This window comes from Arthrobacter sp. P1_D4, from assembly GCF_056406115.1.
The window spans coordinates 75,307-97,301 of sequence record NZ_JBFUAU010000008.1 but is presented as its reverse complement, the minus strand read 5'-3'; the positions used below and the strand labels follow the sequence as shown (position 1 = coordinate 97,301).

18 protein-coding genes are annotated in these 21,995 nt (G+C 68.7%); 4 read left to right on the top strand and 14 right to left on the bottom strand.

Annotated features, from left to right (window positions below; all coding sequences use genetic code 11):
• Nucleotides 1–70 precede the first annotated feature (70 nt).
• The gene (locus AC1D0A_RS09115) at nucleotides 71–838 is read right to left on the bottom strand and encodes a CPBP family intramembrane glutamic endopeptidase (RefSeq protein WP_476945645.1); all 768 of its coding nucleotides are present in this window, start codon (nucleotides 836–838) and stop codon (nucleotides 71–73) included.
• A 109-nt stretch (nucleotides 839–947) separates the two neighbouring features.
• On the opposite strand from AC1D0A_RS09115, the gene AC1D0A_RS09110 reads away from it, so the two are divergent.
• Nucleotides 948–1,628 (top strand): histidine phosphatase family protein, encoded by a 681-nt coding sequence (locus tag AC1D0A_RS09110; RefSeq protein WP_028278302.1) that lies wholly within the window; start codon nucleotides 948–950, stop codon nucleotides 1,626–1,628.
• A 2-nt stretch (nucleotides 1,629–1,630) separates the two neighbouring features.
• Here AC1D0A_RS09110 and AC1D0A_RS09105 read toward each other — a convergent pair whose 3' ends face one another.
• The 4 genes from AC1D0A_RS09105 to tdh form a co-directional block, all read right to left on the bottom strand.
• Nucleotides 1,631–2,863, bottom strand: a complete 1,233-nt coding sequence (locus AC1D0A_RS09105; protein WP_476945644.1) for an amidohydrolase family protein — start codon at nucleotides 2,861–2,863, stop codon at nucleotides 1,631–1,633.
• A gap of 11 nt (nucleotides 2,864–2,874) precedes the next feature.
• Nucleotides 2,875–4,023 carry an NAD(P)/FAD-dependent oxidoreductase gene (locus AC1D0A_RS09100; protein WP_476945643.1) on the bottom strand — a complete coding sequence of 383 codons (1,149 nt, stop codon included), beginning with the start codon at nucleotides 4,021–4,023 and terminating at the stop codon, nucleotides 2,875–2,877.
• 800 nt (nucleotides 4,024–4,823) lie between these two features.
• Entirely contained in the window at nucleotides 4,824–6,035 is a 1,212-nt protein-coding gene (locus AC1D0A_RS09095) for a glycine C-acetyltransferase (RefSeq protein ID WP_243179652.1), read from the bottom strand.
• A 98-nt stretch (nucleotides 6,036–6,133) separates the two neighbouring features.
• Entirely contained in the window at nucleotides 6,134–7,180 is a 1,047-nt protein-coding gene (gene tdh / locus AC1D0A_RS09090) for an L-threonine 3-dehydrogenase (RefSeq protein ID WP_476945642.1), read from the bottom strand.
• 181 nt (nucleotides 7,181–7,361) lie between these two features.
• Here tdh and AC1D0A_RS09085 point away from each other — a divergent pair, with 181 nt between their 5' ends.
• Complete coding sequence (locus tag AC1D0A_RS09085) at nucleotides 7,362–8,270, top strand: LysR family transcriptional regulator (protein ID WP_476945641.1); 909 nt, start codon at nucleotides 7,362–7,364, stop codon at nucleotides 8,268–8,270.
• A gap of 3 nt (nucleotides 8,271–8,273) precedes the next feature.
• On the opposite strand, the gene gatB is transcribed toward AC1D0A_RS09085, so the two are convergent.
• The 4 genes from gatB to AC1D0A_RS09065 all read right to left on the bottom strand — a co-directional run bounded on the left by gatB (nucleotide 8,274) and on the right by AC1D0A_RS09065 (nucleotide 13,289).
• Nucleotides 8,274–9,779 carry an Asp-tRNA(Asn)/Glu-tRNA(Gln) amidotransferase subunit GatB gene (gene gatB / locus AC1D0A_RS09080; protein ID WP_476945640.1) on the bottom strand — a complete coding sequence of 502 codons (1,506 nt, stop codon included), beginning with the start codon at nucleotides 9,777–9,779 and terminating at the stop codon, nucleotides 8,274–8,276.
• Nucleotides 9,779–11,332: an Asp-tRNA(Asn)/Glu-tRNA(Gln) amidotransferase subunit GatA gene (gene gatA, locus AC1D0A_RS09075; protein WP_079551532.1), complete on the bottom strand. Its 1,554-nt coding sequence runs from the start codon at nucleotides 11,330–11,332 to the stop codon at nucleotides 9,779–9,781. The genes gatB and gatA overlap by 1 nt, the downstream gene beginning before the upstream one ends.
• A gap of 4 nt (nucleotides 11,333–11,336) precedes the next feature.
• A complete protein-coding gene (gene gatC, locus AC1D0A_RS09070; protein WP_026537696.1) occupies nucleotides 11,337–11,633 on the bottom strand; it encodes an Asp-tRNA(Asn)/Glu-tRNA(Gln) amidotransferase subunit GatC in 297 nt (98 codons plus the stop codon).
• Nucleotides 11,634–11,807: 174 nt separating this feature from the next.
• Nucleotides 11,808–13,289: a CitMHS family transporter gene (locus AC1D0A_RS09065; protein WP_243179655.1), complete on the bottom strand. Its 1,482-nt coding sequence runs from the start codon at nucleotides 13,287–13,289 to the stop codon at nucleotides 11,808–11,810.
• A gap of 169 nt (nucleotides 13,290–13,458) precedes the next feature.
• Here AC1D0A_RS09065 and AC1D0A_RS09060 point away from each other — a divergent pair, with 169 nt between their 5' ends.
• Both AC1D0A_RS09060 and AC1D0A_RS09055 read left to right on the top strand, forming a co-directional pair.
• Nucleotides 13,459–15,213 (top strand): sensor histidine kinase, encoded by a 1,755-nt coding sequence (locus AC1D0A_RS09060; RefSeq protein WP_476945639.1) that lies wholly within the window; start codon nucleotides 13,459–13,461, stop codon nucleotides 15,211–15,213.
• Nucleotides 15,206–15,877, top strand: coding sequence for a response regulator (locus AC1D0A_RS09055; protein WP_223914086.1), 672 nt, complete (start codon nucleotides 15,206–15,208; stop codon nucleotides 15,875–15,877). Before AC1D0A_RS09060 ends, AC1D0A_RS09055 begins: the two co-directional genes overlap by 8 nt.
• Here the strand turns inward: AC1D0A_RS09055 and AC1D0A_RS09050 are convergent.
• From AC1D0A_RS09050 to ligA, 5 genes are all read right to left on the bottom strand, one after another.
• A complete protein-coding gene (locus tag AC1D0A_RS09050) occupies nucleotides 15,874–17,589 on the bottom strand; it encodes a SulP family inorganic anion transporter (RefSeq protein WP_243179657.1) in 1,716 nt (571 codons plus the stop codon). The two genes, AC1D0A_RS09055 and AC1D0A_RS09050, sit on opposite strands and share 4 nt — an antisense overlap.
• A gap of 82 nt (nucleotides 17,590–17,671) precedes the next feature.
• Nucleotides 17,672–18,055 (bottom strand): RidA family protein, encoded by a 384-nt coding sequence (locus AC1D0A_RS09045; RefSeq protein ID WP_243179658.1) that lies wholly within the window; start codon nucleotides 18,053–18,055, stop codon nucleotides 17,672–17,674.
• Nucleotides 18,056–18,169: 114 nt separating this feature from the next.
• Complete coding sequence (locus AC1D0A_RS09040; protein ID WP_243179659.1) at nucleotides 18,170–18,673, bottom strand: GNAT family N-acetyltransferase; 504 nt, start codon at nucleotides 18,671–18,673, stop codon at nucleotides 18,170–18,172.
• A 112-nt stretch (nucleotides 18,674–18,785) separates the two neighbouring features.
• The gene (locus AC1D0A_RS09035; protein WP_243179660.1) at nucleotides 18,786–19,622 is read right to left on the bottom strand and encodes an inositol monophosphatase family protein; all 837 of its coding nucleotides are present in this window, start codon (nucleotides 19,620–19,622) and stop codon (nucleotides 18,786–18,788) included.
• Nucleotides 19,619–21,982, bottom strand: coding sequence for an NAD-dependent DNA ligase LigA (gene ligA, locus AC1D0A_RS09030; protein ID WP_308197236.1), 2,364 nt, complete (start codon nucleotides 21,980–21,982; stop codon nucleotides 19,619–19,621). Before ligA ends, AC1D0A_RS09035 begins: the two co-directional genes overlap by 4 nt.
• Between the last annotated feature and the right edge of the window lie 13 nt (nucleotides 21,983–21,995).

Genomic DNA, 21,995 nt, shown 5'->3' with positions numbered 1-21,995 from the left:
TGTCACCTAGGAGACGGCGGCCGAGATCATTTAAGGCCTGCCGATGGCGCCGGCTGTACGGGCAACGCCATCAGCCCAGGCCCACGGCCCTGCCGAACAGGCTGAACCCCACGAACGCCACAGTGTCCAGGATGGCGTGGGCGATCACCAGCGGCATCACCCGTTTGGTCCGCGTGTAGACGAGCGCGAAGACCACGCCCATCACCGCGTTGCCGATGAACGGCCCGAACCCCTGGTACAGGTGATAGCTGCCGCGGAGCAGGGCGCTGGCGGCGATGGCCGCCGGCACGCTCCAGCCCAGTTTCCCGAGCCGGTCCAGCAGGTACGCCACCACAATCACTTCCTCGACCACCGCGTGCCGGATCGCGGACAGGACCAGCACCGGCACGGTCCACCAGTACGCGTCCAGGGCGCTGGGGATGATCGCCGTCGTGATCCCCAGCGCCCGGCCGACGGCGTAGAGCCCCAGGGACGGAATGCCGATGAGCGCAGCTAGTCCGAGCCCCTGCAGGAGGTCTTTGCCGGGCCGGGCGAAGTCGAAGCCGATCCTTCGGAACGCCGAGGTTCCGCGCTCACCGGCCGGCCAGTGCTCGGTGAGGAAATAGATCACGAGGGCCACCGGGACCAGGGCGAAGATGATGTCCAGCAACTGGTAGGTGAGGTCGAAGTATTCGCGTGCGCTCTGTGAGCGGTTCAGGGTGGATGTCCCCTGGGCCAGCGGCGCCGTGGTCATCTTGTCCAGCAACTGCACCAGGGAATAGATCGCGGACTGCCCGAGCGACAACCCCAGGACAATCAACACTTCGAACCGCAGCCGACGGCGGGAGGGAACCAACATGGTTCTATCTTGCCTGCACTTGCCGATAGTTTGCTGGTGCCCGCGTGGTACCGGCCGAACGGGGTTTTGCCTGCGGCACCTGCTTTTAGGAGCCCTATGCTTGGGGATTATGAGTGCGCCCCGGAAAATCATCATGATCCGGCACGGCCAGTCTGCCGCCAATGCCGACACCTCGATCTACAACCGTGTTCCGGACTACCGGATCCCGTTGACCGCGCTGGGCCTGGAGCAGGCCACCGCGGCCGGGGAGGAGGTCCGGCGCCAGCTGGACGGCCGCCCGGTGTGCGTCTACGTCTCCCCCTACCTGCGCGCCTACCAGACCCTCGAGGCGCTGAATCTCGGCCCGCTCGTGGAGCGGGTGATCGAGGAACCGCGGCTGCGCGAACAGGACTGGGCCAACTTTCAGATCGCCGGCGACATCGAGGACCAGAAAGAGCTCCGCAACGCCTACGGGCACTTCTTCTACCGCTTCCGCGAGGGCGAGTCCGGTTCCGATGTATATGACAGGATTTCTTCCTTCATGGAAACCCTGCACCGGCACTGGTCCCGGCCCGGCTATGCCCCGAACGCGCTGTTCGTGACGCACGGATTGACCATGCGGCTGTTCTGCATGCGCTGGTTCCACTGGTCGGTGGAATATTTCGAGTCCCTGAACAACCCCGAGAACGCCGAGGTCCGAACCCTACTGCGCACCTCGCACGGCAAGTACGAGCTCGACAAGCCCTTCACGCAGTGGGAGAAGAGGCGCGTGGACGAGACCGTCCTCGACGCACCGCCCATGATGTTCTAGGGCTAACGGACCGGCTGCGCTACACCGGCGCGCCACACCGCGTGCGTCAGGGGGATGCCGGGCCGGTAGGCCAGGTGCGTGGCGGAAGGGGCGTTGAGCAGGTGCAGGTCCGCGCGGTGCCCGACGGCGATCGAGCCCACCGCGCGTGCGCCGTCGGCGTCGTTCCCGGACTCCCGGCCCAGGGCCAGCGCGCCGCCGTAGGTCGCGGCGCGCACCGCCTCGTGGACGCTGAGCCGCATCTGCAGCACGGCGGTGGTGACGCAGAACGCCATGGAGCTGGTGTAGGACGTGCCGGGGTTGCAGTTGGAGGCCAGCGCCAGCTGCACACCGGCGTCGAGCAGCTCCCGGCCGGGGGCCAGCGGCTGCCGGGTGGAAAGATCGCAGGCCGGCAGGCAGGTGGCAACCGTGCCGCGCTGCCCGGATCCAGGGGTGCCGCTGCCGCCGGCGGCGTCCCAGCCGGACCAGCTCGCGGCGAGGGCGTCGACGTCCGCGGCCGACAGGTAGTTCACGTGGTCCACGCTGGCGGCGCCGACTTCCACCGCCAGCCGGACTCCGGGGCCCTCGCCGAGCTGGTTGCCGTGGACGCGCAGTCCCAGCCCGGCGGCCTTGCAGGCCAGGAGCACCCGGCGGGACTGGTCCTCGTTGAACGCGCCCTGCTCGCAAAAGACGTCGGCCCAGCGGACGTAGGGCCGGACTGCGGTGAGCATCGGCCCGCAGACCAGCTCCGTGTATTCCTCCGCGTCCATCCCGGCGGGCACAAGGTGCGCCCCCAGGTAGGTCACCTCGTCCGCCACGGTCGAGGCGATGCGGGCGCTGCGGGCCTCGTTCTCGAGGTCCAGGCCGTAGCCGGTTTTGGTCTCCAGGTAGGTGGTGCCCTGCGACACGGCCTCCGCGACGCGGCCCATCGCGAGCCGGGTCAGGTCGAAGTCGCTCGTGCTCCGGGTGGCGCCAGTGGTGACGGCGATCCCGCCGGCGCTGTAGCTCTCTCCCGCCATCCGGGCCTCGAACTCGGCAGTGCGGTCCCCCGCGAAGATCAGGTGCGTGTGGGAGTCGACCCAGCCCGGCAGGAGCGCCCGGCCACCGGCATCCACCCGTTCGTSCGCGGCCGGGGCGCCGGCCGCGGGCCCGAGCCAGGAAATCCGCTCCCCCTCGATCACCACCGCCGCGTCACGGAGGACGCGGTGTTCCGCGTCCTGGGTCATCAGTTCGGCGATATTGGTGATGAGGGTGCTCATGGATCCATTCTTCAGCGCCGGATGGACCAGCGGGTCGCGGCCAGCGCCTCCGCTGTCCGGGATGCCGGACTGGCCTCGGTGGACGGAGACATAGCCGGGGAGACACCCGGGGTCAGGGCCGGGGCGGAGCCCTGGCCGGCGAGGATCAGTCCGGCGGCCAGTTCCGCGACGCCGGATGATGTCTGGAATCCGTACCCGCCCTGACCGGCGAGCCAGAAGAATCCGGTGGCCTCGGCGTCGAACCCCACCACCGGGACGCCGTCGGCCGCCTCCGTCCGCAGCCCCGTCCAGGCGGTGCGGACGTTCCGGATCCCGAGCGTCGTGATCTCGTTGAGCCGGGCGATGACCCGTTCGACGTCGCCGGGATAGGGCCGGGCGTCCTCGGGTCCGCTCGGCACGTGCTCCGCGGGTGAGATCAGGACCTGGCCGTTATCGGGCCGGAAGTAGAAGCTGTCATCGGCCGCCGCCACCATCGGGCAGGCTTCCGGGAGCGGATTATCGACGTCGACGATCGCCGCGGTGCGCCGGTACGGCTGCAGGCCCAGCTTCTCGACGCCGCTGAGGACGGCGAGCTCGTCGGCCCAGGCACCGGCGGCGTTAACCACGACGGCGGACTGGAAGCCTTCCTGCCCGGCGCCCAGTTCCCAGCCGGTGCCCAGGCGCTGAGCCGAATGGACCCTGGCGCCGGTAATGATGTCCACGCCGCCGGCCACGGCGAGCCGCCGGTGGTCCTCGAGCAGCACGGGGGCGTTGCAGGCGAAGGATCCGGTGTCCAGCCCGGCGGCGCTGAACGAATCCGGGACCAGGGCCGGGCACAGGTCCAGTGCCTCGGCGTGGGTGATCCGCTGCATGTGTCCGCTTGCCTCCGCCCGGACGGTGGCGTCGTCCCCGATCAGCATGAAGCTGCGCGGGGTGAGCACCGGTTCCGGACGTTCGGCGTCCTGGGCCGCGATGAGGTCGAGCGTCCGGACGGTGAGCTCCTGAACCACAGGCGGGCCGTAGCTGGGAATCAGTTGCCGGGCCGAGCGGGCCGAGGTGTGGTACGCCAGGGTCTGCTCGGCTTCGATCAGGGCCACGCTGCAGTGCCCGGCCAAGGCGGAGGCAAGGGACAGGCCGGCGATCCCGCCGCCGACAATTACGACATCGTAATGAGCTGACATGATCCCATCCTTGCAGATTGTCGGGTCAGGTGATCACGTCCGGCTATACGGCGTTTGCCGCAACCTGCGCCCGGGCGAGCGGCGTGAATCGGGTCCCACAGTCATCACCAGCGGCGTTGTTGGGTGCCAGGGCGTTGAAATGTCCAGTGACTCACGGTGTTCTCGGCACATGCCGTCTCCACGATTCCGAGTTTGGCGGCGACCTTCTTGGAATTCTGGTTGCTTGGATAAATTGTGCACGCCGCCCCGGGACATGCTCTTCCGTGGTCCGCACGGCTGGACATGTCCCTCGTTGCGGCGGGCAGACCCGGACATGCCCCTCCTTGGTCGTGGCCATTGGACATCGTGGCATTATGTCCAGTCCTCGCTGCCGGAGCTGGACATGTCCCGCGTTGCGGCGGGCAGACCCGGGACATGCTCTTCCGTGGTCCGCAAGGCTGGACATGTCCCTCGTTGCGGCGGGCAGGCCCGGGACATGCCCCTCCGTGGTCCGCACGACTGGACATGTCCCTCCTTGCTGCGGGCCGGCCCGGGACATGCTCTTCCGTGGTCCGCACGGCTGGACATGTCCCTCGTTGCGGCGGGCAGGCCCGGGACATGCCCCTCCTTGGTCGTGGCCATTGGACATAGTGGCATTATGTCCAGTCCTCGCTGCCGAAGCTGGACTTGTCCCGCGGACCAGCACGTGGAGGAAGCCTGGATGAACGAGCAAGGCCGGGCAGGGCCGGGCAGGGCCGGGCTCCTGGCGCCGGGCCGGACCCGTGCTGAATGCGGGGGCCCGGCCTCGGCGATCAGGCGCTCTAGGCTGCTGCCACTGCTGCGCGGCTGCGCACGAACGCCTGGACGCAGGCTTCGACGTCGTCGGCGCTGTGCGCGGCGGAGAGCTGGACGCGGATCCGGGCGGCGCCCTTGGGCACCACCGGGTAGCTGAACGCCGTGACGAAGACGCCGTTGTGGAGCATGGCGTCGGCCACCTTGGCCGCCATGACGGCGTCGCCGAACATTACCGGGACAATGGCGTGCTCGCCGGGGAGCAGGTCGAAGCCTTCCTCGCTCATGCGGTTCCGGAAGAGTTCAGCGTTGGCGAAGAGCTTGCCGCGCAGTTCGCCGGAGTTTTCCACGAGGTCCAGGGCCTTGAGCGTGGCCGCGACGATCGCCGGGGCCAGCGAGTTGGAGAACAGGTAGGGGCGGGCCTTCTGGCGGAGCATCGCCACGACCTCGCCGCGGCCCGAGACGTAGCCGCCGGAGGCGCCGCCGAGGGCCTTGCCGAAGGTGCCGGTGTAGATGTCCACGCGGTCCGAGACGCCGGCGTGTTCCGGCGTGCCGGCACCGGTGGCGCCCATGAAGCCCACTGCGTGGGAATCGTCCACCATGACCAGGGCGTCGTACTTATCGGCGAGGTCGCAGATCGCTTCGAGCGGGGCCAGGAAGCCGTCCATCGAGAAGACGCCGTCCGTGACGATGATCTTGCGGCGGGCCGGGTTCTCCTGCGTGGTGGCCTCGATCAGCTTCGATTCGAGGTCCGCCATGTCCTGGTTGGCGTAGCGGAAGCGCTGGGCCTTGCAGAGCCGGATGCCGTCAATGATGGACGCGTGGTTCAGGGCGTCCGAGATGACTGCGTCTTCCGGGCCGAAGAGGGACTCGAATACGCCGCCGTTGGCGTCGAAGCAGCTGGAGAACAGGATGGTGTCCTCGGTGCCGAGGAACGCCGAGACGCGCTTTTCCAGTGCCAGGTGCAGGTCCTGGGTGCCGCAGATGAAGCGGACGCTGGCCATGCCGAAGCCGCGCTCGTCCATGGCGGTCTTCGCCGCGGCGATGATGTCCGGGTGGTCGGCGAGGCCCAGGTAGTTGTTGGCGCAGAAGTTCAGCACGTCGGCGCCGGACTCGCCGATCTGCCCGGCCTTGATGCGGTTGGCCTGCGGCGAGTCGATATGCCGCTCGGTCTTGAACAGACCGGCGCTGCGGATCTCATCGAGTTCGTGCTGCAGCTGGTCCTTGATGGCTGAATACATGGGTTGGCTCCTCGGCTGGTTGGATGCGGGGGCGGAATGCTGTGCGTGGAAGGCGGCGTCTGGCAGGAGCCCGGAAGCGCGCGATCGGGGAAAGGGACCTAGAAAACGGTCCAGTCGAGGACCACCTTGCCACCGACGCCGGCGCGGGCCACCTCGAAACCCTTTTCCCAGTCGGTGGCCGGCAGCGTGTCCGTGACCACGGCCGAGATGTTCGCGTGCAGGGCCGGGTTGGAGGAGAGCATGGCGCTCATCGCGTACCAGGTCTCGAACATTTCGCGACCGTAGATGCCCTTCATGGTCAGCATGTGCGTGACCACCTTGCCCCAGTTGATGTCGATGGACTGGCTGGGCAGTCCCAGCATCGCGATCCGGCCGCCGTGGTTCATGTTGTCGATCATCTCAGGCAGCGCGGTGGGGTGTCCCGACATTTCCATGCCGATGTCGAAGCCTTCGCGCATGCCGAGTTCGCGCTGGGCGTCCTTGACCCGCATCTTCGAGACATCGATCGCGAGGTCGACGCCGAGCCTGCGGGCCAGTTCCAGCCGGGGCGCGGAGACGTCGGTGATCGCGATTTTGCGGGCGCCCGCGTGCCGGGCGACGGCGATCGCCATCAGGCCGATGGGTCCGGCGCCGGTGATCAGCACGTCCTCGCCGACCAGCGGGAAGCTCAGGGCGGTGTGGACGGCGTTGCCGAAGGGGTCGAAGATGGCACCGAGTTCCGGGGTGACGGAGGGGTCCTGGTGGACCCAGACGTTGGTCTCGGGGATCACGACGTACTCGGCGAAGGCGCCGTCGCGCTGGACGCCGACGCTGACGGTGTTGATGCACATCTGCTTGCGGCCGGCGCGGCAGTTACGGCAGATCCCGCAGACGATGTGGCCCTCGCCGGAGACCCGGTCCCCGACCTTGACGTCCAGGACGTCCTCGCCGGTCTCGACGACTTCGCCGTAGAACTCGTGGCCGGCGATCAGGGGGGCGTTGATGATGCCCTGCGCCCAGGCGTCCCAGGCCTGGATGTGCAGGTCAGTGCCGCAGATGCCCGTGGTCATGACCCGAATCTTGACGTCGCCGGGCCCGGTCTGGGGCTCGGGGCGGTCCACGAGCTCGAATCCTGCGTGGGCGCCGGCCTTGTAGAGAGCCTTCATGGGCCTTCCTAACTGTGCTTTTGGGGTCCTGCTCCGCGCGTTCTGTTCCGCGTGTTCTGTTTCCGCATGCGGGGCGGGCGTGTGGGACAACTCACCCCATTAGACCCACCAGAAAGCATTAGCACAACCGAATTTTTCTCAATCGACGAATTAGCAATCACTGTTGCATAGAATGGCTGGCATGGAAATCCACCAGCTGGAGATGTTGCGCGAACTCGGAGCTCTGGGCAGCGTCAAGGCCGTCGCCGAAACCCTTCTGGTAACGCCGTCGGCGGTGTCCCAGCAACTGGCCGCGCTGCAGAAGACTGTGGAGGTGCCGCTGACCCGCAAGGAGGGCCGGAACCTGGTGCTCACGGAGGCCGGCCAGGTGCTGGCGGACGCCGGGGCCGCGGTGGTCAGCGCGATGGCGGATGCGAAGATGGCGATCGGTGCCTACCACGGCTCACCGGTGGCGCCGGTGACGCTCAGCGGTTTCCACAGCGCCGGGCAGGCATTGTTCGCACCGCTGGCCCGGCTGCTGGACGGCCCGGGCCAGCCGCGGATCCTGCTCTCCGACGAGGACGTCGCCCAGCAGGATTTTGCCGCCCTGACGGCGCGGTACGACCTGGTCCTGGCGCACCGGATGGACCACAGCCCGCGCTGGCCCGAGGAACGCGTCGCGGTGATCCCGCTCGCGCACGAGCCGCTGGACGTGGCACTGCCCGCCGGGCACCGGCTGGCCGGCCAGCGCGCGGTGACGGCGGACGACGTCGTGGGCGAACCGTGGGTGACGAGCCGCGCCGGCTACTCCCCCGCCGACGTGCTCTCCGCCCTCGCGGCGGTCTCCAGCCGTGAGCTGAACATCGTGCACCGCATCAACGACTACTCAACTGTGGCGGCGCTCGTGGCGGCCGGCGGCGTGATCGGCCTGCTGCCGCGGCACACCGCGCGGCCTGTGCTGAACCCGGACATTGTGCTGCGGCCGCTGGAGGGCATCAGCACCCGGCGCCGGATCGACGTCCTGGCCCGGCCGGAGAACCTTAAACGCACATCGGTCATGATGGTCTGCGAAGCATTGCAGACCATCATGACCGATTTAGTGGGCGGCTAGGGGCTAGCCCTCGACGCCGAGGCGCTCGAGGATCAGCTCCTTGACGCGGCCGGCGTCGGCCTGCCCGCGGGTGGCCTTCATGACAGCGCCGACGATGGCGCCGATCGCCTGGATCTTGCCGCCGCGGATCTTGTCCGCGACGCCGGGCTGCGCGGCGAGGGCCGCGTCGATCGCTTCCAGGAGCGGGCCGTCGTCGGAGACCACGGCGAGGCCGCGCTTCTCGACGATTTCCGCCGGAGTGCCTTCGCCGGCCAGCACGCCGTCCAGGACCTCGGAGGCCATCTTGTTGTTGATCTTGCCGTCCTCCACCATCTTGTTCAGTTCCACGATGGTGGCCGGGTTGACGCCGAGCTGGCCGGGATCGACGTCGGCGTTCTTGGCGCGGCCGACGATCTCGCCCATCCACCATTTGCGGGCCACGGTGGCGGTGGCGCCGGCGGCGATGGTTTCCTCGATCTCGTCCATGACGCCGGCGTTGACGACGTCGCGGAACTCCAGGTCCGAGTAGCCCCAGTCCGCCTGCAGGCGCTTGCGGCGCGCGGCCGGCGGCTCGGGCAGGGTGGCCCGGAGCTCCTCGACCCATTCGCGGGACGCGGTGATCGGGACCAGGTCAGGTTCCGGGAAGTAGCGGTAGTCGTCGGCGTCGGACTTGGCCCGGCCCGACGTCGTGGTCCGGGTGTCCTCGTGCCAGTGGCGGGTTTCCTGGATGACCGGCTCGCCGGAGTCCAGCACGGCGGCGTGCCGCTGGATCTCGTAGCGGACGGCGTGTTCGACGGCGCGCAGCGAGTTGACGTTCTTGGTCTCCGAGCGGATGCCGAAACGTTCGCGGCCGTGCGGGCGCAGCGAGACGTTGGCGTCGCAGCGGACGTTGCCGCGCTCCATCTTCGCGTCCGAGACCCCGAGGTTCTTGACGATCTCGCGGACGGCGGCCACGTAGGCCTTGGCGAGTTCGGGGGCGCGGCTGCCGGCGCCCTCGATCGGCTTGGTGACGATCTCGACCAGCGGCACGCCGGAACGGTTGTAGTCCACCAGGGAGTAGTCCGCGCCCTGGATGCGTCCGGTGGCGCCGCCCATATGGGTCAGCTTGCCGGCGTCCTCCTCCATGTGCGCGCGTTCAATCTCAACCCGGAACACGGTGCCGTCGGAGAGCTCGATGTCCAGGTAGCCGTCGTACGCGATGGGCTCGTCGTACTGGGAGGTCTGGAAGTTCTTCGGGGTGTCCGGGTAGAAGTAGTTCTTCCGGGCGAAGCGGCACTTCTCGGCGATCTTGCAGTTCAGCGCCAGGCCGATCTTGATCGAGGACTCGATCGCGGTCTTGTTCACCACCGGCAGCACGCCGGGCATGCCGAGGTCCACCTCGTTGACGTTGGTGTTCGGCTCGTCGCCGAAGACGTTCGGCGCGGAGGAGAACATCTTGGTCTTGGTGTTGAGCTCCACGTGGACCTCGAACCCCAGGACGGGATCGTACTTGTCCATCGCCTCTTCAAAGCTGAGGGTTGCGTCAGTCATTAGTGTGAGCCTCCGTGGCTTGAAACGGCAGAATCAGTGAGCGAGGGGGCCTTGTCCAGCAGCGGGCCGCCCCACTGCGCCTCGAGCAGGGATTCCAGGACCGCGCCGACGCGGTACAGGCGGGCGTCCTGGCGGGCCGGGGCCAGGAGCTGGATGCCGACGGGCAGCCCGTCCTCGTCGGCCAGGCCGCCGGGCAGGGAGAGGCCGGGGACGCCGGCCATGTTCGCCGGGATGGTGGCGACGTCGTTGAGGTACATCGCCAGCGGGTCGTTGAGCTTCTCGCCGAGCTTGAACGCCGTGGTCGGCGCCGTCGGGGAAATCAGCACGTCGGCCTTTTCGAAGGCGGCGTCGAAGTCGCGCTGGATCAGGGTGCGCACCTTCTGGGCCGAGCCGTAGTAGGCGTCGTAGTAGCCGGCGCTCAGGGCGTAGGTGCCCAGGATGATGCGGCGCTTGACCTCGTCGCCGAAGCCGGCGGCGCGGGTGGCCCCCATGACCCGCTCGATGGTCAGCGGTCCCTGTTCGGGCAGGACCCGCAGGCCGTAGCGGACGCCGTCGAACTTGGCCAGGTTGGAGGAAGCCTCGGACGGCATGATCAGGTAGTAGGCGCCCAGGGCGTACTTGAAGTTGGGGCAGGAGACCTCGACGATCTCGGCGCCCGCGCCTTTGAGCAGTTCGAGGGATTCGTTGAAGCGGTTCTCGACGCCGGCCTGGTATCCCTCGCCGTGCAGCTCCTTGATGATGCCGATCTTCATGCCCTCGACGTTGCCGGTCCGGGCCGCGGCCACGAGGTCCTCGAGCGGGTCCGGCAGCGAGGTGGAGTCGCGCGGATCATGCCCGCCGATCACCTGGTGCAGCAGGGCCGAGTCGAGCACGGTGCGGGACACCGGCCCGATCTGGTCCAGCGAGGAGGCCATGGCGATGGCACCGTAGCGGGAAACGCCGCCGTAGGTGGGCTTGACGCCGACCGTGCCGGTGACGGCGCCGGGCTGGCGGATGGATCCGCCGGTGTCCGTGCCGAGGGCCAGCGGGGCTTCGAAGGCCGCGACGGCGGCAGCGGAGCCGCCGCCGGAACCGCCCGGGATGCGGTCCAGGTCCCATGGGTTGTGCGTGGGCCCGTAGGCCGAGTGCTCGGTGGAGGAGCCCATCGCGAATTCGTCGAGGTTCGTCTTGCCCAGGATCGGCATCTTGGCGGCGCGCAGGCGCTCGACGACGGTGGCGTCGTAGGGGCTGTGCCAGCCTTCGAGGATCTTCGAGCCGGCCGTGGTGGGCTGGCCGATCGTGACGATGAGGTCCTTGACGGCGATCGGGACGCCCGCGAGGACGTGGAGCTCTTCGGCGGCGGCACCGCCGGCGGCGCGGATCGCATCCACTTCGGCGGCGACGGCGAGCGCCTCGTCGGCGTTGACGTGGAGGAAGGCGTGGACCTTGCCGTCGACGGCGGCGATGCGGTCCAGGTAGGCCTGGGTGACCTCGACGGCGGTGATCTCGCGGGCGGCCAGCTTCTCGGCGAGCGCGGCGGCGGAGAGGCGGATCAGTTCGTTGTTCTCAGTCATGGTCTTAGTCCTCATCCAGGATTGCCGGGACCTTGAAACGGCCTTCGTACGCGTCGGGGGCACCGGAGAGGGACTGCTCGGCCGTAAACGTGTGGCCCACGACGTCCTCGCGGAACACATTGGTCAGCGGAATCGGGTGGGACGTGGCCGGGACGTCATCACCGGCGGCTTCACTGACGGACTTCACTGAATCCACGATGACGGCGAGTTCGCCGGCCATCCTGTCCAGCTCTTCAGCACTCATCTCGATGTGCGCGAGTTGCGCGAGATGCGCGACGTCGTCGCGGTTGATCGCAGCCATGGATCTCCCCTGCAAGGTATGGATAATTTTCCGTCCCAGTCTACGTGTCTGAACTCCCTGCCGCCGTCCGGCGCCMGGCCGGACGAGCCTCCCTCACCAAACGGGACTGTCGGGTCCGGAAAATCTCCGAACCCGACAGCCTCGCTATCAATATTTGTGGTGCTCCTTGGTTTGTTAGCCGATGCCGATGGCTCCGGTGAGCACTCCTACTCCGAGCATCACCAGGGAGATCACGGCCGTGCGCCACAGGACCTTCTTGTGGTGGTCGCCCAGGTCCACCTTCGCGAGGGAGACCAGGAGCAGGATGGCGGGGACCAGGGGGCTCTGCAGGTGGAAGGGCTGGCCGGTGATGGAAGCGCGGGCCATGTCGGCGGCGCTGACGCCGTAGTGGGCCGCCGTTTCGCTCAGGACCGGCAGGACGCCGAAGTAGAAGGCGTCGTTGCTCATGAAGAACGTCATCGGGATGCTCAGGACACCGGTGATCACGGCCATCAGCGGACCCATGTCCGACGGGATGATCTGGACCAGCCATTCCGACATGGCCTTGACCATGCCCGTGCCGTTGAGGACGCCGGTCAGGACCGAGGCGGCCATGACCATGCTGACGACCGCGACAATCGAGGGAGCGTGCGCGATCAGCTGGGCGCTCTGGTCCTTGACCTTGGGGAAGTTGACCAGCAGGGCGATGGCGGCGCCGACCATGAAGACGAACGGGAGCGGAATGACGTTGGCGACGAGCGTCGCCATGACCGCGACCGTGAGGCCGAGGTTGAACCAGAACAGCTTGGGACGGAGGGTCTTGCGGTTGGGGTCCAGGGCGGTGTCGGCCATGGCGGAGTCGCGGTCGTCAACGAAGGAATCGGCGCGCTCCAGCACTGCAACGGACGATCCTTCCGGGGAGAGCCCGGCGGGCGAGGCTCCGGGGCCCTTGCGGCCGCGGCGGATTCCGGTACCGCCGGCCGCGGTGCCGCCGGCTGCGCCGTCTGCATCGCCGTCGAAGGCTGCAGCTGTGTCCGGGACGCCCCAGATCTCGGGGGCGACGGCGCGGAGACGGTTGCGTTCCTGCAGGCCGAGCAGCCAGGAGAAGACCAGCACGACGATGAGCCCTGCGATGAGGGACGGGACCATGGGCACGAAGACATCGTTGACGTCGAGCTTCAGCGCGGAGGCGGCGCGGGCGGTGGGGCCGCCCCAGGGCAGGATGTTCATGGTGCCGTTGGCCAGGCCGGCCACGCAGGTCAGGACCACGGGGCTCATCTTCAGCCGCAGGTAGACCGGCAGCATCGCCGCTGTGGTGAGGATGAAGGTGGTGGAGCCGTCGCCGTCGAGGGAGACCGCTGCCGCGAGGATGGCCGTGCCCAGGACCACCTTGGCGGGATCGTTGCCGAGCTTTCGCAGGATGAACCGGACCAGGGGGTCAAAGAGCCCGACGTCGATCATCAGCCCGAAGTAGATGATCGCGAACATCAGCAGCGCGGCGGTGGAGGTCATGGATTTCATGGAGTCCATGACCATCGGGCCGATGCCGAGGCCCGCGCCGGCGAAAAGCCCGAAGACTGTGGGAACAATGATGAGCGCCAGCACCGGCGTCAACTTCTTCGTCATGATCAGCACCATGAATACCGCGATCATGGCGAATCCTAGTAATACCAGCACGGCCGGCTCCTTCTTCGTTGAATGACACCACTCCGGTGTGATGCGCACTACAGACGTTAGAGTGGCGCCCGTCACGACTGGGCCTTTGGCTCAATTGATTGGCATACTGCTTATTGGATGCATTTTGCGCATTTTGCTCACGTCCGTACCAACCCCAGGCAGGAGCCCGATGAAGCGCCGCACAGCACTGCCGGCCCTGCGCTTTTCGACCCAGACACTGCTGCTGCAGCTCGGCGTCGTGGCGCTGGTGGTGCTGCTGAGCAGCGCCGTCCACGCCTGGCTGAGCTATGACCGGCTGGGCCGCGAGGCGGAGAACCAGGCGCTGACCCTGGCCCGGACGGTGGCCTCGGACCCCTCCGTGCGGGCTCAGGTCCAGTCCATCAGCGCCCTTCCCGCCGCTCCCCCGGCCGCCGAGCTGCTGGCCGGTCCGTTGATGGCTGCCGCGGAGGGTGCCCGCACCCGCACCGGCGCCCTGTTCGTGGTCATTACGGACGAGACCGGCATCCGGCTGGCGCACCCCGACGCGGAGCGGCTGGGCGAAAAGGTCAGTACCGACCCCTCGGACGCCCTCGCGGGCCGGGAGGTCACCACGCGGAACACGGGCACGCTGGGCCCGTCCGCCGGCGCCAAGGTCCCGGTGTACGCCCCGGACTCGACGGCGGTGGTGGGCGAGGTGAGCGTGGGCTACTCCACCGAGACGATCAGCCAAAGCCTGGCCCGGGACATCATCCCCATCGCCGTCACGGCCGCCGGCGCGCTGCTGGCCGGCGTGCTCGCCTCCTTCCTGCTGCGGCGGCGGCTGCAGCGGCTGACCCTCGGGCTCGAACCCGAGGAGATCAGCACCCTGGTGCACGACCAGGTGGCCGTGTTACAGGGGGTCGACGACGGCGTGATCGGCGTTTCGGCCGACGGCAGGGTCAGCGTTTTCAACGCCGCCGCCCAGCGGCTGCTCGGTGTCCCGGACCTCGCGGGCACGGCCTGGGCCGCCGCGCCGGTCCCGGAGCAACTCAAGGCCCTGACCCGGGCCGATGCGGCCGAGGGCGAGGCGGTGGAACTCGTGGCCGGCGGCCGGGTGCTGGTGGTGAGCGCCCGCAAGGCCCTGCACGGCCGCGAGGACCTGGGCTGGGTGGTGATGCTGCGGGACCGGACCGAGCTGCAGCAGCTGACCCGCCAGCTCGACGCCGTCGGCACCATGTCCGCGGCTTTGCGGGCACAGCGCCACGAGTTTGCCAACCAGCTGCACACGATCGCCGGGTTCATGAGCATCGGGGAGCCCCAGCAGGCCCAGGACTATCTCGCCAAACTGGCCGGCACCGGGCCGCTGGCATTCCCGGTGGACCAGGCCGAGCTGCTCCAGGACCCCTACCTGCAGGCCTTCCTCGGTGCCAAGGGCGTCGAGGCGGACGAGCGCGGCGTGAGTCTCCGCCTCGGCCCGGAATCCGTGGTCCGCGGCCACGTCACCGAACCCCAGGACGTCACCACCGTCCTGGGGAACCTGATCGACAACGCCGTGAACGCCGCCGTCGCCGGATCCGCGGCCGAGCGCTGGGTGGAAGTCGAAGTGCTGGACGAACCGGGCATCAACGGAGGCGCCGGCACACTCCACATTGTGGTGGCCGATTCCGGCGACGGCCTGGGCGTTGGAATGACAGCCGCCGAGGCCGAGGGGGTCTTCGCGGAAGGCTACACGACCTCGGTCCGGCCCGCGCGCCCTGGCGGAGGGCAGGGCCTGGGGCTGGCGTTGTCCCGACAGCTCGCGCGCCGCCGCGGCGGAGACGTGCGGGTGCTCGAAGCCGGCTCCCCCGGCGGCCCGGGCGCCGTTTTCGTCGCCACGCTGCGGGGAACCACCGAACCGGGGCCAACGCTGCCGGGAAAGACCGAACCTGCAATCACTGAAGCAAACCGGGAGGACAACGATGTCTGAGGATTTCAGGGTGCTGATTGTCGACGATGATTTCCACGTCGCCAAGCTGCATGCCGCCTATGTGGATTCGGTGGCCGGCTTCCTGGCGCTGCCGCCGGCCGGCTCGGCGTCCCAGGCACTGCAGGCCATCCACAGCCTCCGCCCGGACCTGGTGCTGCTGGACGTCTACCTGCCGGACGCTTCGGGCCTGGACCTGCTGCACCAGCTGGACGTCGATACCGTGATCCTCAGCGCGGCCTCGGACACGGCCTCGCTGCGGCTCGCGTTCCGCCGCGGGGCACTGGGCTACCTGCTCAAGCCCTTCACGGCCGAATCCCTTTCGCAGCAGCTGCGCTCCTATGCACGCTACCGCCGGATCCTGGCCCAGCCGGGCTCCGTCAGCCAGGAGACGGTGGAGCGCGCCAAGCGCGCCCTGATCCCGGGCGACGTCGTCGCCTCGGCACGTCCCCGCTCCGCCACCGAGGCCGCGGTGCTGGAATCCCTGGTGCCCGGCGAGCAGTATTCAGCCGCCGACGTCGCCGCCCGGGTCGGTGTGTCCCGGGCCACCGCCCAGCGGTATCTGTCCGCGCTGGCGGACGACGGCGCCGTCGACATCCAGCTGCGCTACGGCACCACCGGGCGCCCCGAGCACCGCTACGGAATCCCCGCCCCGGCCGGCCACTAGGCGCCGTCGGGCTCCCTCTGTGCCGCCGCCTGCTCCGCCTGCACGGCCCTGTGGATGTTGCCGTGGATCATGTCCGCCCCGACGCGCTCGATCACGCCGTCCCGCTCCAGGACCGACCGGACCGCGGGCTTCAGCCGGGTCAGGCGCAGGTTGACCCCGGCCTCCCGGGCGAGGATGACGATGTCCGCCACCTTTGCCGCCCCCTGCGAGTCGACGAAGTTGATCCCGCCGCAGTCGAGCACGATCCCGGTGAGCCCCGGCGTCGACTGGATGACGTCGCGCAGGCGGTCCTCCAGTGCATCGGCCGTGGCGAAGAACAGGCCGCCGTCGAACCGGATCACGGCAATGCCGGGAACGGTCTCGTCGCCGGGGTGCTCACCGGCGTCGCGGAAGACCTGGGTCCCGGGCTCGCGGCCCAGGTCGGGCATCTCCGGATGGGTCGCCACCCGGACGAGCCAGATGAGCGAGAGCCCGATTCCAATGACGACGCCCGCCAGCACGCCGAAGATGAGGGTCCCGATGATGGCCGCGACCGCAATCCAGAAGTCGAACTTCTGCACGCGGGCCAGCCGCCGCAGCTCGGGCACGTTCATCATGCCCATGACGACGGCCTCGATGATCAGCGCCGCCAGCACGGGCTTGGGCAGGATCGAGAACAGCGGCGCCAGGAACAGCAGCGTGAGCAGGACGGTGATCCCCGAGGTGAGGGAGGCCAGTCCGGTCTTCGCCCCCGAGTGGTCGTTCAGCGAGCTCGCGGACAGGCTCGTCGAGACGGGCATCCCCTTGAACAGACCCGAGGCGATGTTGGCCATTGACTGGGCAATGGATTCCTGGTTGATGTCGATCTGGTAGCGGTGTTTGGCAGCGAACGCCCTGGCATCCCCTGCGGTCTGGGAGAAGCCGATCAGGACCAGTGCCACCGCCGCGAGCGCCACGGTGCCGACGTGGTCCCACATGAGTTGGCCGTCCGGGACCTGCAGCGAGGGCAGCCCGCTGGGTACGTCGCCCACCAGGGCCACGCCTTTGGCCCCGAGACCGAAGAGCGCCTCCGCCGCCAGTCCGCCCACCACCAGGACCAGGGCGCCGGGGACTTGGGGAGCGATGGCTTTCAGCCCGAAGACCACAGCCAGCGCGATGACCCCCACCACCACGGTGGTCGGCTGTGCCTCGCCCAGGGTGCCCAGCCACGACCACAGCTCCTGGAGCGGATTCGAGCCGGTGACCTCGGTCCCCGTGAGTTTGGGGAGCTCGCCGATCACGACGTCGATCGCCGCGCCGAAAAGGAAGCCGGTGACCACGGCCTTCGAGAGGAACTGCGCAATCCAGCCCATCTTGAAGACGGCAAGAATCAGGAACAGGATGCCGGAGGCAAGGGTAATTCCGGCAACGAACGAGGCGACATCCTGCTCGCCGGTGATGCCCCCCGCGAGCACGGCACTCGCGGCCACCGCCGCCAGGCCCGAACTCGGGCCCATCGAGATCTGCCGGCACGTGCCGAAGATCGCGTAGACGATGGCGCCGGCGGCCGCGGCATACAGGCCGTTCTGCAGCGGGATCCCGGCGATGCCTGCGTACCCGAGGTTCTTCGGAACGATCAGGGCCGCGACGGTGACCCCGGCAATCAGATCGCCGCGCAGCCACGAGCGGTCATAGGAGCGGAACTGGCCGATGAGGGGGATCCTGGTGGGCCCCTGCCCGTGCGCCTTGGTCATGCGCCCTTCATACTCCAAGTCCCGACGTTCCGCCAGAGCCCGGCCGGCCCCCGCAACGCCCCGGGCAACCGTCGCTTTGGCCCTAGGTGGCGCTCTTCTGGGCGACGAGTTCGATCTCGACGAGCATCTTGGGATCCAGGAACGGCAGCACGTGAACGAGGGAGAGCGTGGGGCGGATGTCGCCGAAGACCTCGCCGTGGGCCCGGCCGGCCTCTTCCCACTGGCTGATGTCCGTCAGGTACAGCTTGGACTGCACCACGTCCTCGAAGCCGAAGCCGGCCTCGGCCAGCACGGCGCCGAGCTTCTGCAGGATGTAGCTGGTCTGGGTATAGAAGTCCTCGCCCATGATTCCGTCCTCACCGCTGGCGGCGGTCGCGGAGATGTAGAGGGTGTTGTCCACCTGGACAGCCCGGGAATAGCCGAGGGTCTGTTCCCAGGTGGAGCCGGTACCGAAGGTCTTGCGCATGGTGGGCCTTTCGCAGTTGCCGCAGGGATCGGCACAACTGTAGGGCGCCGGACGGCCGGGCCGCCAAACCGGGTTGCTTTGTGTCGGCGGACCTGCGCGGGGCCACCGCCCCGGCTAGAGTTCCTGGCGGTAAACGAGCAGTTTGATGTCCGTGCCCGGCACGAGCCAGTCGCGCTCCGGCGCCCGGACGAAGCCGGTCTTCAGGTAGAGGCCGTGGGCGCTTTCCCAGCTCTCGCCCGTGGTGAGGGCCACGGCGTGGATGCCGGGCAGGGCCCTGGCGTGCTCGATGATGGCCTGGACCATGGCCTTGCCGGCACCGCTGCGCTGCACGGAGGGGTCCACCACGAGCATCCTGAACTCGAGCTCGTCGCTGAAGGCGATGTCCGCGTAGGGCTCGCCGGCGACCGCCAGCGTCACGGAGCCGAGGATCCGGCCCCCACGCTCGGCGACCCAAACCGTCGCGGCCGCCGCGCGCTGCCCGACGTTCTGGATCTGCTGCATGTAGGGGTGGTCGGCGCTCTCAAAGTAGCCCGCCGCCAGGTAGGCGTCCCGGGTGATGCGCGCTATGGCGTCGAAGTCGGCCGGAACGGCGGGGCGAATAAGGATCTGCGAAGGCACCTGTCAATGGTACGGGCGCCCGGCCCGGGCCGTGCCCGGAAAGGCCGTTTCCGTGACTGAACTATCACTCAGGCGCATCTGACAGGCGTAGAGCCTGCCCGGCGAGACGACGTTAGAGCGGGAACTTGCCGGAGAGTTCCAGCGGCCCGGCGCACGTCCATGCTGTGAGGCGCTCGTCGTCGGAGGGGCCGCCGGCCAGGGGGCTGGTGAGCCGCGGCCGGCGCACCCAGCAGCCTGCCTCCTCGGCGATCAGGGCCCCGGCGGCGAAGTCGTGTTCGTTGAGCCCGCGCTCACCGTAGGCGTCGTGCGTGCCGTCCGCCACGAGGCACAGGTCCAGTGCCGCGGACCCGAGCCGGCGCATGTCGGCGAAGCCGTCCATCAGGGTGCCGAGGCCTGCGGCCTGTTCCGCCCGCACGCCGGGATCGTAGCTGAAGCCCGTGGCCAGGATCTGGCCGGTCCGTCCGGGGACCGGGCCGAACAGGGCGGTCACCTGGCCCTGCTCCTGGAGCCAGGCGCCCTCGCCGCGGGACGCGTAGTAGGTGCGTCCCAGCGCCGGTGCGCTGACGACGCCGGCCAGCCAGACGCCGTCGGCGTCGGCCACCGCCACGGAGGTGGCGTAGTAGACGATGTTGCGGATGAAATTGGTGGTGCCATCGAGCGGGTCGATGGACCAGCGGTAGCCGCTGGGCTCCGCCGGCAGGACGGTGCCGCCCTCCTCCCCCGTGATGATGTCCCACGGCCGGGCGGCGGTGATGACGTCCCGGACGGCGGCTTCGGCGGCGAGGTCGAAGGCGGTCACCCAGTCTCCTGAGTCGCCCTTGTTGCTGACGTCCAGGGCCGCGGTCTTCCGGGTGGCCAGGACGGCGGCGCCCGCCGCCGCGGCCGACTTGGCCAGTTCGAGCAGCTCCGGAATGCCAGGTGCGGGAGGACCCGCGGAGTGGGAACTCATTCGGCCGCAGCAACCTCGACGCCGGGGGCCCCGCCGCCGTCGGCCGGGTCCGGGAGGCCGTCCGCGCCGCTGCCCGGCACCCTCTCCGCGCTGCCGTCCGCGCCGGTGCCGGCCGGCCCGTTCGCCAGCAGGGCACGGAAACCGTCCTCATCCAGGACCGGGACGCCGAGCTGTTCGGCCTTGTCCAGCTTCGTGCCGGCGTTCTCGCCCGCCACCACGTAGCTGGTGTTCTTCGACACCGATCCGGCCGCCTTGCCGCCGCGGATCAGGATGGCTTCCTTGGCCTCATCGCGGCTGAAGCCCTCGAGGCTCCCGGTCACCACCACGGTCAGCCCCTCCAGCGTCCTGGGCGTCGACTCGTCGCGTTCGTCCGCCATCCGGACGCCGGCGTCCGCCCAGCGGTCCACGATGTCGCGGTGCCAGTCCTCGGCGAACCATTCAGTCAGCGCCTGGGCGATGACCGGGCCCACGCCGTCCACGTGGGCGAGCTCCTCCTCGGAGGCCTGCCGGATGGCGTCCATGCTGCCGAACGCGGTGGCGAGGGCGCGCGAGGCCCGCGGGCCGACGTGCCGGATGGACAAGGCCACCAGGATCCGCCACAGCGGCTGGGATTTCGCTTTTTCCAGCTCCCGGAAGAGCTTGTCCGTCGTGGCCGTGGGCTTGGACGGGGTCTTGGTGGTGGCCTTGGTGAAGAAGTAGGGCACCAGCTCGAATTCCCCGGTGCCGACACCCTTGGAGCGCTTCTCCCGGCGGACACGGACGTCCGCGAGCTGCTCCGGAGTGAGGTCGAACAGTGTCGCCTCGGTGGTCAGCGGCGGCTCCGCGGGCTCGGCCGGCTGGGTCAGTGCGATGGCGGCTTCCCAACCGAGGGCCTCGATGTCGAAGGCGCCGCGGCCGGCAAGGTGGAAGACGCGTTCACGCAGCTGCGCCGGGCAGGACCGGGAGTTGGGGCAGCGGATGTCCACGTCCCCTTCCTTCCCGGGGGCCAACGGCGTGCCGCACGCGGGGCATTCGGTGGGCATGATGAAGTCGCGAACGGGAGGGTCCTGCTGGTCCCGCAGCGCCAGCACCGGGCCCACAATTTCCGGAATCACGTCTCCGGCCTTGCGCAGCACCACAATGTCGCCGATCTTCACGCCCTTGGCCTTGACCACTTCCTGGTTGTGCAGGGTGGCCATTTCCACGGTGGAGCCGGCGACTTTGACCGGTTCCATCACGCCGTACGGGGTGACCCGGCCGGTGCGGCCGACGTTGACGGCGATGTCGAGCAGCTTGGTGTGGACCTCTTCGGGCGGGTACTTGTAGGCCACGGCCCAGCGCGGCACCCGGGTGGTGTAGCCCAGGGCCCGCTGGGTGGCGAAGTCGTCCACCTTGATCACAATGCCGTCGATCTCGTGGGTGAGGCTGTGCCGCTTGTCGCCGTAGCGCTTGATGAATTCGAGCACGTCGGAAAGCCCGGCCAGAACCTCGAAATACGGGCTCGTCGGCAGTCCCCACTCGGCCAGCTTGCGGTAGGTCTCGGACTGGCTGGCGGTGTCGAGACCCTCGCGGGCGCCGATGCCGTGGACGTACATCCGCAGCGGCCGCTTGGCGGTTTCCGCGGGGTCCTTCTGCCGCAGCGAACCTGCGGCGGCGTTGCGGGGGTTGGCCAGCGGCGCCTTGCCGGCCTCGATCAGGGCTTCGTTGAATTCCGCGAAGGCCTGCGACGGGATGAAGACTTCGCCGCGGACCTCCACCTCCGCCGGGAAGCCGGTGCCGCTGAGCTGCTTCGGGATTTCCTTGATCGTCAGGACGTTATGCGTGATGTCCTCGCCGGTGGTGCCGTCCCCGCGGGTTGCGGCCCGGACCAGGGCGCCGTCGCGGTAGAGCAGGTTGACGGCCAGGCCGTCGATCTTCAGTTCGGTGAGCCACGACGGCGGGTTCCCGCCGTTGCCGAGCTTGGCGACGCCCGCCTCGGCCTTGACCATCCAGGCCTCCAGCTCCTCGAGCGAGAAGACATCCTCCAGGCTGTACATGCGCTGCAAATGCTGCACGGCGGCAAACGCCGCTGACACCTCGCCGCCGACTTCCTGCGTGGGCGAATCGTTGGCCACCAGTTCCGGATGCATGGCTTCGAGCGTTTCCAGCCGCCGGTAGAGCTCGTCGAACTCGGCGTCGGAGATGATCGGCGCGTCCTGCTGGTAGTAGGCAAAGCGGTGCTTGCGGACCTGCTCAACAAGGTCTTCATACTCCGCGCGGATGTCCCCGGAGGGGACCTGCTCCCCCGCGGGGCCTTGAGGGTCCGTGACGTGCCCGGGGGCTGCTTCGGCTGCTTCTTCAGTCCCTGCTGCGGTCTCTGCTGCGGTCTTCCCTGTGCTCACAGACCTATCCTGC